The following is a 14445-nucleotide window of genomic DNA, read 5'->3' on the forward strand; positions in this document are numbered from 1 at the left end:
ATTATGATTATAGATTTGGTTCTATAAATTGAGATTGCTTTAAAAAAAAATATAAATTCTAATTTTTTTATTTAATAATGTTGAAACATTTATTTATCATTCCGGTAATTCTACTACTTTTTGTATCGTGTTCAAAAGACAATCAGGTTCAAAACAATCTTCTGTTTACAAAATTAAATTCTTCTCAAACAGGGATTGGTTTTGTAAATGAAGTAAAAAATGGAACTGAGATGAATATTTTTAGGTATCGAAATTTTTACAATGGTGGCGGGGTTGCCATCGGAGATATTAATAATGACGGTTTGTCGGATGTTTATTTTACTTCAAATCTCGGAAAGAATAAGTTATATTTAAATAAAGGAGGATTTAAATTTCAGGATATTTCTAAGAAGGCGGGTGTTGAGGGAAGCAAATCATGGTCTACAGGAGTAGTAATGGTTGATATCAATACAGATGGTTTTTTAGATATATATGTTTGTAATGCAGGAAGTGTCAAAGGTGATAATCAAAAAAATGAACTTTTTATTAATAACGGTAATGGAACATTTAGTGAAAAAGCTGAAGAGTATAATCTTGCAGATACCGGTATAACAACACATGCCGCTTTTTTTGATTATGATAAAGACGGCGATTTAGATGTTTATATATTAAACAATAGTTTCATTCCTGTAAGTAGTCTTAATTATTCCAATAAAAGAGAATTAAGAGATAAAGATTGGGATGTTCCCGAAATATTAAAAGGTGGTGGAGACAAACTGCTTAGAAATGATAACGGGAAATTTGTTGATGTAAGTGAAGCTTCCGGGATTTATGGGAGTCTTATAGGTTTTGGACTTGGAGTTACAGTAGGTGATGTCAATGGCGATTTATACCCGGATATTTACATTTCCAATGATTTTTATGAAAGAGATTATTTGTATATAAATAATAAAAATGGAACTTTTTCAGAACAAATTCAAGGTTGGACTTCGCACATAAGTCAATCTTCGATGGGTGCTGATATGGCTGATATTAATAATGATGATAAAGCCGACATATTTGTGACCGATATGTTACCGGAACCGGATGAGCGTTTAAAAACCACTACTAGTTTTGATAACTATGATTTATTTACCAGAAAATTAAATCTGGATTTTTACAATCAATACATGCAAAATACTTTGCAACTCAATAATAACAATAATCAATTTTTTGAGATTGCTAATTATGCAGGAGTTGCTAAAACAGATTGGAGTTGGGGAGCATTGCTGTTTGATATGGACAACGATGGTTATAAAGATATTTTTGTTAGCAATGGAATTTACCATGATTTAACTAATCAGGATTTTGTTGATTTTTTTGCCAATGAGCTGATGCAAAAAATGGCTATTACAGGCCAAAAAGAACAAATGGAGACAATTATAAGTAAAATGCCCAGCACAGCAATTCCTAATTATGCATTTAGAAATAATAAAAATCTAACATTTACAAACGAAGCCCAAAATTGGGGATTAGATACTCCTAGTTTTTCTAATGGATCAGCATATGGTGATTTAGATAATGATGGCGATTTAGATTTAATTGTCAACAATGTTAATATGGAGGCTTTTGTTTATCGAAACAATACCGAGAAAAAGAAAAACAACCATTTTATAAAAGTGAAATTAAAAGGAGATAACAAAAATCTTTTTGCGATAGGTAGTGTGGTAAAATTATTTTCAGGAAACGAAATTATCAGACAAGAATTGTTTCCTTCAAGAGGGTTTCAGTCCTCAATTGATTATGTGATGACTTTTGGGATTGGGAATAAAAAAATAGATTCATTACAAGTCATTTGGCCAAATGGGAAGTGTCAAATTATTAAAAAACCAAAAAATAATGCTACGGTTAATCTGAATATTGTAGATGCTAAATCGGATTATCATGCTGTAATGGATAAAGTTAAACCATTGTTTACAGAAAAAAGTACAGCTTTTTCAGCTCATAAAGAAAATGATTATATTGATTTTGACTATGAAGGTTTGATTTCTAAAATGCTTTCTCAAGAAGGGCCTTCTCTTGCCGTAGCCGATGTTAATGGAGATGGATATGAAGATGTTTTTATAGGAGGAGCCAAAGGTAGCGCTGCTAAAATTTATTTAGGCAATGCTAATGATAATTATACAGTTACCAATCAAAAAGATCTGGACAGCGATGCCAATTATGAAGATACCGCAGCCAGTTTTTTTGATGCGGATAATGATGGTGATCAGGATTTACTGGTGGGTTCTGGTGGAAACGAAAAAGCAGATCAGGCCAATTATATAAACCGATTATATCTGAATAATGGTAAAGGGATTTTTGTAAAAAGCCGTTCAGTGATTCCTACTACACATAATAATGTTTCTGTAATTGCGGCAAATGATTTTGACAATGATGGTGATACGGATGTTTTTATAGGAAGCAGAAGTGTTCCGGGAATTTATGGAATTGATCCAAAACATTTGTTATTAGAAAATGACGGTCATGGTAATTTTTTAAATGTAGCCGATAAAAAAGCTTTTAAGTTAAACTCGGTTGGAATGGTAACTGATGCGGTTTGGGAAGATATCGATAACGACAGAAAAAAAGAGTTAATACTTGTAGGTGATTGGGCAGCACCAATGATTTTCAAAAATAACGGAAGACGATTGACAGAATTCAAATCTAACCTTAGTAATTATAAAGGATTCTGGAATGCAGTGAGTTGTGTGGATTTGAATAATGATGGAAAAAAAGATTTGATTTTGGGAAATAAAGGAACCAATACTTCTTATAAAGTATCAAAAGGAAATCCAATGAAATTATTTACCAATGATTTTGATAATAATGGAACTATAGAACAGATTACAACCAGAGCTATTAATGGAAAAGATTTGCCGGTTAGTTTAAAACAAGAATTAGCAAAACAAATCCCGTCTATAAAAAAGAAAAATTTGAGCTATGCCGATTATTCAAAAAAAGCAATACAAGAGTTATTTGCGCAAGAAGTAATAGATAATTCCATTAAGAGAATTGTAAATATTCAGGAAAGCGTTATTGCTGTCAACAAAGGGAATGGCGTTTTTAAAATTGAGTTGTTGCCAAAAGAAGTTCAATTTTCCTGTGTGAATACGATTTGTACTTTAGATGCTAACCATGATGGAATTTTAGACCTGATTCTAGGTGGAAATCAATATGAATTCAAACCTCAATTTTCCAGATTAGACGCTAATTTTGGTAGTTTGTTGTTAGGGAATAAAAACGGAACATATTCATGGACACCTTATAAACAGTCAGGTTTTTTTGTTAACGGAGAAGTAAAGCAAATACGAACAATAAAAAACAAGAACAATTCGGTGGCTGTTGTTGCAGTAATAAATGATAATAAACCTAAAATATTTAGACGCAATGAATAAATTATTTGTAATAACTTTTGCTTCATTATTATTTGTTAGTTGTATTAAAAAACAAGATCCGCTTTTTGAAAAGTTATCTTCTGAAGAAAGTAATATTACATTCAATAATAAGTTAGACCCTTCCAAGAATATTTCGATTTTAGATTATCTCTACTACTACAATGGCGGAGGAGTAGCTTTGGGAGATATAAACAACGATGGTTTATTAGATATTTATTTTACATCTAATCAGGGAAAGAATAAATTATATTTAAATAAAGGGAAGAATAAATTTGAAGATATAACTAAAAAAGCGGGAGTTGAAGGTCAAAGTGACTGGAATACCGGAACAGTCATGGCCGATGTAAATGGCGACGGTTATTTAGATATCTATGTTTGCGCTGTTGTAGGAATCAATGGTTTTGAGGGGCATAATGAATTGTTTATCAATAATAAGGACAACACTTTTACAGAAAGTGCAGCCGAATATGGTTTGGATTTAGACAATTACAGTTCGTCAGCCGCTTTTTTTGATTATGATTTAGATGGTGATTTAGATATGTATTTATTGAATCACGCTGTCCATTCAGAACAATCTTTTGGAAATGCCGAGATTAGAAATAAAAGAAGTTACGAATGTGGAGATAAATTATTCAGAAATGATAATAGCAAATTTACAGATGTAAGTGAACAGGCAGGAATTTTTGGCGGTCTTAATGGATATGGATTAGGATTGGCAGTCTCTGATTTTAATTTAGATGGCTATCCGGATATTTATGTTTGTAATGATTTTCATGAGGATGACTATTATTATTTAAATAATGGCGATGGAACTTTTACAGAAAGTTTAAAACAATATTTTGGTCACACCAGCAGGTTTTCTATGGGTGTTGACGTTGCGGATATTAATCATGATGGATTTCCGGATATTATTAGCTTGGACATGTTGCCTGAAAGTGAAAAAGTATTAAAATCTTCTTTAGGTGATGATAATATACAAATGCTGAAATTAAGAACCGAAAGATTAGGTTATCACTACCAATATTCAAGAAATATGCTGCAACTGAATCAAGATGGCAAGCATTTTACAGAAACAGCTTTGTTAAACGGTGTTGCAGCAACAGACTGGAGTTGGACTGCATTATTTGCTGATTATGACTTTGACGGGGAGCAGGATTTATTTGTATGTAATGGAATTCCAAAACGCCCTAACGATTTAGATTATGTAAAATATTATTCTAATGACCAAATAAAAAGTAAGATTGCCAACACTAAATTATTAGATAATGAAGCTTTGAAAAAAATGCCTAAAGGGAATGTTTCTAATTATATTTTTCAAGGTTCAAATAATTTACAATTTAAAAACAAATCTAATGATTGGATAGAAAATGATTCTATAATTTCTAACGGAGGCGCATATGGAGATCTTGATAATGATGGCGATTTAGACATTGTCACTAATAATTTGAACAGTGTTGCTACAATATACATAAATAAGACAGATGGAAAATCAAACTATTTAAAATTGAAATTGCAATTTGAAGGTAAAAATACTTTTGGCATTGGTGCTAAGGTTATTTCGTACTCTAAAGGCAAAAAACAATTTAAAGAGTTACAAATAACAAGAGGATTTCAATCTTCGTCTGAGCCAATAACTTATTTCGGATATGGCAAAACAGCAAAAGTGGATTCATTGGTTGTCATTTGGCCAGACAGGACTTTTCAAACTTTAAAGAATATAAAAACCAATCAGACACTCAATATAAAAGCATCAAAAAACAGAAAGATTTTTGATTATAAAAAATTACATCCTATTGTTAAGCCTGTTTTTGAAAAAGTGGAGGGTAATTTAGGTATTGATTATATACATAAGGAAAATGATTTTGTCGATAATTTGATTCAAAAATTAATTCCTTATCAACGTTCAGATAGAGGACCGGCAACTGTAATAGGAGATTTGAACGGTGACGGCAAAGAAGATATCTTTTTTGGAAGTTCAAAAAATGAAAAATCACGGGTGTATCTTCAAGGTATGAATGGTTTTTCAAATAAATCAATGACCGACATTGAAAAAGATTCCATTTTTGAAGATGTTTCTGCTGTAATTGGGGATTTCAATAATGATCGTTTAAATGATTTAATGGTGGTTTCTGGAGGCGGAGAAAATGCCGTCTATTTAGAAAGCAGATTGTATTTAAATAAAAACAATCAGCTTGCTAAAAGTGTGATGCCTCAAATCAAGCAAAATGCATCAGTAGTCAAAACCTTTGATTACGATAAAGATGGTGATTTAGATGTTTTTATTGCTAACAATTCATTGAACAATAGATTTGGAAGCATGCCTGATTGTTATCTTTTAAATAATAATAAAGGGGTTTTTACTACTGTAGATAAAAATACTTTTGCTGCTATCGGAATGGTTTCTGATGTTGTTTTTGATGATTTCAATAAAGATGGAAAAATAGATATTATTGCTGTTGGCGAATGGATGAAACCAATGTTTTTTGCCAATACAAATGGTAAATTCAGGAATGTTACCGAAACTGTTTTCCCGGAAAAAAATAACGGTTTATGGCAAACTATTCTTCCTTTTGATATCGATCACGATGGAGATGCAGATTATTTAGTGGGGAACTGGGGAATCAACACTAAATTCAAAGCCAGCCCGGAATTCCCGATGAAAATGTATTATGATGATTTTGATGCTAATGGGACCTATGAAACAATTGTGGCAATAGAAAAAAACGGGAAGTATTATTCTATCATGGGCTTAGATGAATTGGCAGAACAATTCAGCGGTATGCTTAAAAAGAAGTTTAACAGTTATAAATCATTTGCAGGAAAAACATTGGAAGAAGTTTTTGACCCTAAAATGTTGGAAAAAGCAAAGTTATATGAGGTTGAAAATTTAAAATCGGGTTATCTGAGAAACGATAAAGGAAAATTCACTTTTGTTCCTTTTTCTAATACAATGCAGGTATCTCCCATTACTTGTTTTGTGAAATCTAATTTTGATGGCGATGCTCAAGAAGAAGTTTTTGCAGGCGGTAATTATTTTGGGGTTTCTCCTTATCACAGTCGATTTGACGGATTTTCAGGAGCATTGATAAAGAATCAAAAAACAATATTTTTAGGAAATCAAATTGGAATTGATTTGACCCAAAAGGCAGTAAGACATTTGGATATTATCCATTTTAACGGTAAGAAATATTTATTGGTAACTATAAATAACAAGAAAGTTGAGGTTTATGAAATACCAATGGGGAAAAACCAATGAATTTAATTTTCCGTTTTTTAGTGGAATTTATATCAATTTTAAAAAATGAACAGTAATAAAAAAATAAAAAATATGAAACTTAAATTTATAATCATAGTAGCAATAAGTTTTCTTTTTGTTTCCTGTAAAAAAGAAAAAACCATCGTTGTAACACCGGAAGATTATGAAGCTTCAATAGATAATGTGACTCAAATTTTGATTCATGATATTTTTTCTCCGCCTGTAGCAAGCCGGATTTATACGTATCCTAATATTGCTGCTTATGAAGTAATTGCCCAAAATAGCAAAACTTATCAAAGTCTCCAGAAACAATTAAATGCACTGGATTCTATTCCGGCTTTGGACGCAAAAAGTGGTGTTAATAAAAATGTGGCAGCACTTGTTGCCCACATGGAGGTAAGCAAAGCATTAGTGTTTTCTGAAGAGCTGGTTGAAAAATTTAGAGATAGTTTGTATCAAAAATGGCAATTAGAAAATGAAAATGAATTTGAAGTTTCTAAAGAATACGGATTAAAAGTAGCTGAACGTATTAAAAAATGGATGGGAAAAGATAATTACAAGCAGACCAGAACAATGCCTAAATTTTCAGTTCATGCTAAACAAGCAGGAAGATGGCAGCCAACGCCACCAGCTTATATGGATGCTGTTGAGCCACATTGGGGAGAAATTAGAACATTGGTTTTAGATTCAGCTGCTCAATTTAAACCGGTTCCTGCCCTGCCTTTTTCAGTAGAAAAAAATTCGCCTTTTTTCAAACAGGTACAAGAGGTTTATAAAATCAGTCAGGAAATGATTAAAAAAGGAGATCAGTCTGAAGAAATGAAAATGGCGCAATTTTGGGATTGTAACCCGTATGTTTCGGTAAACCAAGGACACATGATGTTTGCCAAAAAGAAGATTACACCTGGAGGACACTGGATGGGAATTGTTAAAATAGCTTGTAAAAAGTCGCATGCCGATTTTGAAAAAACAGTATATGCTAATACAAAAACTTCTATTGGATTATTTGAAGCATTTATCAGTTGTTGGGAAGAGAAATTTAGAAGTAATGTTGTTAGACCTGAAACAGTAATCAATCAAAATATAGATGAAAACTGGAGACCATTGTTGCAAACGCCTCCATTTCCGGAATATTGTAGTGGACATTCGGTTGCTTCTGCTTGTTCAGCGATTGTTTTAACCTCTGTTTTTGGAGATAATTTTTCTTACACTGACAATACGGAATTGTCTTACGGAATACCAAGTCGAAAATTTACATCTTTCAATCAGGCAGCCAGAGAAGCAGCAATAAGCCGATTTTACGGAGGAATACATTATAAAGCGGCAATAATGAATGGTATCGATCAGGGGAAAAATGTGGGTAATTACATTGTAAGTAAATTAAAAATGCTTAAATAAATGGGGCGAAAACATCTCTACATTATTGGATTGAGTTCTTTGTTATCAGTATCTCTGATTTGGTATTTCTTTATCAAAAAAAATGATTACTCTATTTCTTTCAAAGTCAAAGCGGCTCCAGGTACTGTTTTTTATGGTATCCAGGCATGGTCTGCGACCCAGCAAGGGAATGTTTCAGTTTTAAAAAAGAAGAATTTTAATTTTATAGAACAAGAAATAGAAAATGGTTATGTCGATTTAGTGTATTGCTGGAATATTCAATCTGTAAACGATTCAGTATCTAAAGTAAATGTTGGGATAAAGGATTTGAATAATAGTTTTTACAATCGGATAACACTTCCGTTTTTTAACACAAGTTTTAAAACAGAACAAGTTGGTAATGTGAAAGCAGTTAAAGAAGCGCTGGAGGAACATATTAAAAACTTTAAAATTAAAATTGACGGGGTCGGGAAATCAGAAGAAACATTTGTGGCTTATATTAATCTAAAATGTAGTTTGGAGAAAAAAGCACAGGCTATGATGAAAAATGATGCAATTATTACCGGATTTCTCCATTCAAATTCAATCAGGATAACAGGAAGGCCATATGTAGAAATTAATCATTGGGATCAGGATAATGAACTGCTTGATTTTAATTATTGTTTCCCAATAAACAAAGCAACCAAAATGATTGTTGATGAACAGGTAAAGTTTAAAACTCTGGCTTCTGTCAAGGGGCTTCAGGCAACTTATTGGGGGAATTTTATGACTTCAGACAGGGCTTGGTTTGCTTTGTTGGATTATGCAAAAAGACATGGCTATAATTTGGCAAATAAACCTTTAGAGCATTTTTTGGCAAATCCCTTTGACGGAGGTGATGAATTAACCTGGGAAGCCAAAATCATTATCCCTTTTGCATTAAAATGAGCTAAAATTCTAACATAATTCTACGGTTTCGAAAACGTTTTCGGTGGTTCCGAAAACGTTTTTTATTTTAAAACAATAATCAATTGGCAATTTTAAAATTAATTTTAATGAAAATAGCTAAAAAATAAATCACCAAAAAAACCAAAATGACATCTAAAATCAAACTTAATTTTTGGCAAATCTGGAATATGAATGTTGGTTTTTTTGGAATCCAATACAGTTTCGGTTTACAACAAAGTGCAGTAAATCCTATTTATGACTTTTTAGGGGCGAGCCCCGATCAAATACCTTTATTGAATCTTGCAGGACCTATCACCGGTTTGTTGATTCAACCGCTTATTGGAGCCTTAAGTGACAAGACCTGGCATCCGCAATGGGGAAGACGTAAACCATATTTTTTCATTGGGGCAATTTTGTGTAGTCTTGCTTTAATGTTGTTTCCATTCAGTAGTTCGTTGTGGATGGCTGCAGGATTACTTTGGATTTTAGATGCCGGTAATAATACGGCAATGGAGCCTTATCGGGCTTTTATTGCTGACAAACTTGATGAAGAACAATTGCCTCTGGGTTTTCAGATGCAAAGTTTTTTTACAGGCTTTGGACAAACTTTGGCAAATGTATCCTTGTTTATTTTTCCAATGATTTTTATTGGCAAAACAGGGTCTCTGCCCACTTGGGTTTATGCTTCTTTTTTTCTCGGTGCCATTTGTTCTATTGGGTCAATTTGGTGGAGTATGAGAACAACGCAGGAAATTCCTCCCACAGCCGAAGAACTTGCTCATTTGAAAGAACATAAAGGAGGCTTATTTGATCCATTAATAGAAATTTTTTCAGCCATTGGAGAAATGCCCAAAGTAATGTGGCAACTGGCATTGGTGTATCTGTTTCAATGGTATGCATTGTTCTGTTATTGGCAAAACTCTTCCAAAAGTGTTGCTTTGTCTGTCTGGAATGCCACTCCTCATAGTAATTCTGCAGCATATGAGAAAGCCGTGAGCTGGACTGGTTTAGTGAACGGATGGTACAATGTGGTCACATTCATATCGGCATTTGCTTTAGTGGGGTTTACTAAAAAATTTAGTCCTAAAACGGTGCATGCTTTCTGTTTGTTATTGGCAGCACTTGGATTTTTAGCTTTTCCAAATATACATGACAAGAACTTTTTGTTTTTTGCAATAACCGGTTTTGGAATAGGTTGGGCAAGTATGATGGGGATTCCTTATTTGATGGTTGTTTCGGAGATTCCTAAAGAAAGGTATGGAGTGTATATGGGGATTATTAATATGATGATAGTTATTCCAATGATTATTCAAAATCTCTCATTTGGTTTTATCCTAAAGCATTTTTTAAATAATGATTCCCGACTGGCAATCACTTTTGCAGGAGTATTATTGATTTTAAGTGCTATCTGTACATTATTAATCAAAACTAAAAAACGAGAATTAAGTGAATAATTCAAATAAATAATGAGATGGATAAGATAGATATTCTTTGTGTTGGCGAAGTATTAGTAGATTTTATTGGACATCAGGAAGGTGTTCTTATTAATGAGACTAGAGATTATCATAGGTATTTAGGAGGTTCTCCTGCCAATGTAGCAATGAATTCAACACGATTAGGTTTAAATGCTATAATGGTTGCAACGGTAGGTAATGATGGTTTTGGGTCCTATATTACAGAACGATTAACGAATGTTGGTATAAACACAAGCCACCTTAACATATTAGATAATAAATCGACTAGTGTAATTTTTGTTTCCAGATCTCAAGGTACGCCGGATTTTATACCGTATCGTGCAGCAGATTGTTGTATTTATGAAGAACAAATTTCGAGCGAAATATTATCTAATACTACTATATTTCATACCACTTGTTTTGCCTTAAGCAAAAATCCTGCACAAAAAACAATTTTAAAAAAGGCTCAGGAAGCTTATGATTTAGGGTGTAAATTGAGTATTGATGTAAACTATGCCAGCAAGCTTTGGAAGAGTCAAAAAAAAGCTTTCAAGGTTATCAAAACCTATTGTCAGTTTAATCCTTTAATAAAAATTAGTGAAGATGATATGTTACGTCTTTTTGAAAAAGAACTTCCACATGAAGAGATTTTTCAATTTTTTCACGATCAGGGAGTAGATACGGTTTGCTTAACTTTAGGTAGTAATGGAGTAAAATTATCTCAAAAAGGAAAAGAAGTGATACAAATGCCCGCGATTAAAATTGATAGAGTTATGGACTCCACCGGAGCGGGTGATGCTTTTTGGTCCGGATTTTTATTTGCGTATATCAAGAAAAAAACAATTAATGAATGTTTGGATATCGCTTTAAAATTAGCAGCTTTAAAACTGCAAAACGTTGGTCGATTACCGGATAACATCAATATCTTATCTAAACTTTTATAAAAAACAATGCAACAGAATAATAAAAATATCATTAATGGAGTAATGCTTAATGCATATCCGGACAGTATTAGTAAAAAATTCAGTGATACAGTCGACATGCTTAAAATGAACGAGTTTAAGGATGTATTTTCTTTGTTATACGTATTGCCTACTTTTTTTAATAGTGATTTAGACAGAGGTTTTTCTATTATTGATTACAATATAAATAAGGATTTAGTAAACCCAAAAGATTTAAAGGATTTAAACGAGCTTAATATAAAGCTGAAATTTGATATTGTATTAAACCACCTTTCTGTAGCTTCACCTCAATTTAAAGATTTATTGCAACACGGAAATGAATCTAAATTCAAAGATTTTTTTATCAATTGGAATGAGTTTTGGGAGGGAAACGGAATAAAAAATGATGATGGAATTGTAATTCCTGAACCAGAGTTTCTCGATAAACTGTTTATGAGAAAGTCAGGTTTGCCAATATTGAAAGTGCGTTTTCCTGATGGTACAGAACAGCCTTATTGGAATACTTTTTATCAACAGGTAACTTACAATCCAGTTACTGTTCAGGATTTACAAAATATAAAAGGCTTAACTGAAGCGCAAAGTTTATTTATAGTTACCCAAATTAATGAAGCGATAGCCCATAATCAGGATTTTACGACTATTAATTTTCAAGATTGCAGTGCTTTAAAAACTGAAATTCTAGCAATTGTAGAACAAAAGCGTTCTTACTTAGGGCAAATGGATGTCAATGCTACATCGCCTTTAGTATGGGAATTCTATGAAGAAACATTAAAAAAATTAAATGGTTACGGTTGTAATATTCTTCGCCTGGATGCTTTTGCTTATTTGCATAAACAGGTTGGGGAATCTAATTTTTTTAATAAACCGGGAACTTGGGAATATTTAGAGCGTATTAAACAAATAGCTCAAAAAAACGATTTGATATTGTTGCCAGAAATTCATGCGGAGTATGGTTTGCATTTACATGATGAAGTAGCCAATGAAGGATATTATATCTATGATTTTTTCTTACCTGGTCTAACGATACATACAATCGAAAACAAAACAAGTAAGGCGTTATTAAGCTGGGCTAAAGAAATAGTGGCTAAAGGATATAAAACAGTAAACATGCTTGGTTGTCACGATGGAATTCCCGTTTTAGATTTAAAAGGCAAGGAGGTAAATGGGGTTTACAACAAAGGATTATTGGATGATGCCGAGATAGAAAGTGTCATGAACAAAATCATGGAACGTGGTGGCCGCGTAAAAAATCTTTACGATCCATCAGGGAAAAAGATTTCTTATTATCAAATAAATGCTACATTTTTTAGTGCGCTTGGTGAAGAGGAGCAAAAATTGCTTCTTGCCAGAGCCATTCAAATGTTTATGCCGGGAATACCACAGGTTTGGTATCTGGATATTTTTGCGGGTAAAAATAATTATGAAGCGGCAGATAATGGTGGTAGTGCAGGTCATAAAGAAATTAATCGTACCACATTATCAATGCCCGAGATTGAGCGAGGCTTAAAAACAGAAGTTGTAAAAAAACAATTAGAAATTATTCGTTTGAGAAATACTTCAAATGCATTTTTAGGTCAGGTAGTAATAAATGATACTGTTGACGAAGTTATAGATATTAAATGGGTAAACGGTGATGCTGTTGTTCACTTAAAGGCAAATCTTCAAACTAATGGTTTTACGATACAACATACAGAAAATGACATCACAAATACGATGAATTTTTAAATCTTATAAGATGTCCAAAATTTAAAATTGCAAGTCGGTAGTGGCTGCAAAAATATTGAAAATCATAATTATAAAAAGGATCGAAAAATGAAGAAAAGCACCGTTAAGATTGCTATGTATCTCAATTATTTTGTGTTCGCAATTTTGCTAAACAGCGTAGGAATTGTAATTCTAAAGTCTCAGGCTAATTATGGAGTCGATGAATTGCAAGCCAGTATTTTGGAAGCATTTAAGGATTTACCTATAGCAATTGTGTCTTTTTTGGTTGCTTCTTTTTTACCTAGAATTGGATACAAAAGAGCCATGCTTATTGGTTTGGGCTTAGTCGCTGTAGCTTGTATCAGTATGTATTTTGGAAATTCTTTCACTGCGGCTAAAATTCTTTTTGCAACGGTTGGTGTTTCTTTTGCTTTGATTAAAGTTTCTGTGTATTCTTTGATTGGTACTATTACCGCAAGTCAGCGGGAGCATAATAGTATGATGAGTAGTATTGAAGGGGTTTTTATGATAGGAATTGCATTAGCGTATTTCTTATTCCCGGCTTTCAATTCAGATACGAATCCTGATTCATGGTTGAATGTATATTGGTTATTGGCAGGGATTTCATTGGTTTCTTTTGCATTTTTGTTTTTTACAAAATTTGAGAATCAAACGGAAATTCCGGGAGTAAATTTAGCTGATGATTTTGCTCAAATGTTGAAACTATTAGCTAAGCTTTTAACGATTGTTTTTGTAATTAGTGCTTTTTTGTTTGTAATGATAGAACAAGGAATCATGTCCTGGTTACCCACTTTTAATAGTAAAGTGCTGCATCTTCCCGAGAATATAAGTATCATGATGGCGAGCATACTGGCGGTGTCCCTGGCAGTAGGGCGACTTCTTGCCGGTATTTTGACACGAAAAATAAACTGGATTTGGGTATTGAGTTTTTGTATTGTAATTGCAATGTTGATTGTGATTTTTATTCTCCCTAAAGCTGTTGGATTAGAAGTGAAAGAAATTAATTCACTTGGTGATATTCCTTTGATAGGATTTGCATTTCCGTTAGTAGGATTGTTTATAGCGCCTATTTACCCACTTTTAAACTCAGTTGTTTTGAGTGCTTTGCCTCAAAAAATGCATAGTTCTATGACTGGTTTGATTGTTGTTTTTTCTGCTTTGGGAGGTACCCTCGGTTCCAGAGTTATTGGTTATTTGTTTAAAAATGAAGGTCCGGAAAATGCATTTTATTATACTTTAATTCCGATGTCCTTGTTGTTTGTTTCTTTTTTTCTGCTAAAAAAACTTACTTCAAATAATACTCAGGAATTGAAGCTGAAAAATATAAGTCATTAATAGTAATTGGTGTT

Annotated in this window: 8 protein-coding genes; all 8 read left to right on the forward strand. The window is 32.8% G+C overall.

What is annotated here, in order from left to right:
- The first annotated feature begins 77 nt into the window (after positions 1-77).
- The 8 genes from BLR17_RS05115 (at position 78) to BLR17_RS05150 (ending at position 14431) form a co-directional block, all read left to right on the forward strand.
- Positions 78-3395 (forward strand): VCBS repeat-containing protein, encoded by a 3318-nt coding sequence (locus tag BLR17_RS05115; RefSeq protein WP_066327043.1) that lies wholly within the window; start codon positions 78-80, stop codon positions 3393-3395.
- A complete protein-coding gene (locus BLR17_RS05120; protein ID WP_066327569.1) occupies positions 3388-6651 on the forward strand; it encodes a VCBS repeat-containing protein in 3264 nt (1087 codons plus the stop codon). The genes BLR17_RS05115 and BLR17_RS05120 overlap by 8 nt, the downstream gene beginning before the upstream one ends.
- A 72-nt stretch (positions 6652-6723) precedes the next feature.
- Positions 6724-8049, forward strand: a complete 1326-nt coding sequence (locus BLR17_RS05125; protein WP_066327563.1) for a vanadium-dependent haloperoxidase — start codon at positions 6724-6726, stop codon at positions 8047-8049.
- Positions 8050-8955: a GyrI-like domain-containing protein gene (locus BLR17_RS05130; RefSeq protein ID WP_066327042.1), complete on the forward strand. Its 906-nt coding sequence runs from the start codon at positions 8050-8052 to the stop codon at positions 8953-8955.
- Positions 8956-9101: 146 nt separating this feature from the next.
- Positions 9102-10409, forward strand: coding sequence for an MFS transporter (locus BLR17_RS05135; RefSeq protein WP_066327036.1), 1308 nt, complete (start codon positions 9102-9104; stop codon positions 10407-10409).
- A gap of 17 nt (positions 10410-10426) precedes the next feature.
- The gene (locus BLR17_RS05140; RefSeq protein ID WP_066327030.1) at positions 10427-11353 is read left to right on the forward strand and encodes a carbohydrate kinase family protein; all 927 of its coding nucleotides are present in this window, start codon (positions 10427-10429) and stop codon (positions 11351-11353) included.
- Positions 11354-11359: 6 nt separating this feature from the next.
- The gene (locus BLR17_RS05145; RefSeq protein WP_066327027.1) at positions 11360-13096 is read left to right on the forward strand and encodes an alpha-amylase family protein; all 1737 of its coding nucleotides are present in this window, start codon (positions 11360-11362) and stop codon (positions 13094-13096) included.
- An 87-nt stretch (positions 13097-13183) separates the two neighbouring features.
- A complete protein-coding gene (locus BLR17_RS05150) occupies positions 13184-14431 on the forward strand; it encodes an MFS transporter (RefSeq protein WP_066327561.1) in 1248 nt (415 codons plus the stop codon).
- Positions 14432-14445 lie beyond the last annotated feature (14 nt).

It is taken from the genome of Flavobacterium glycines (assembly GCF_900100165.1).
GTDB lineage: Bacteria > Bacteroidota > Bacteroidia > Flavobacteriales > Flavobacteriaceae > Flavobacterium > Flavobacterium glycines.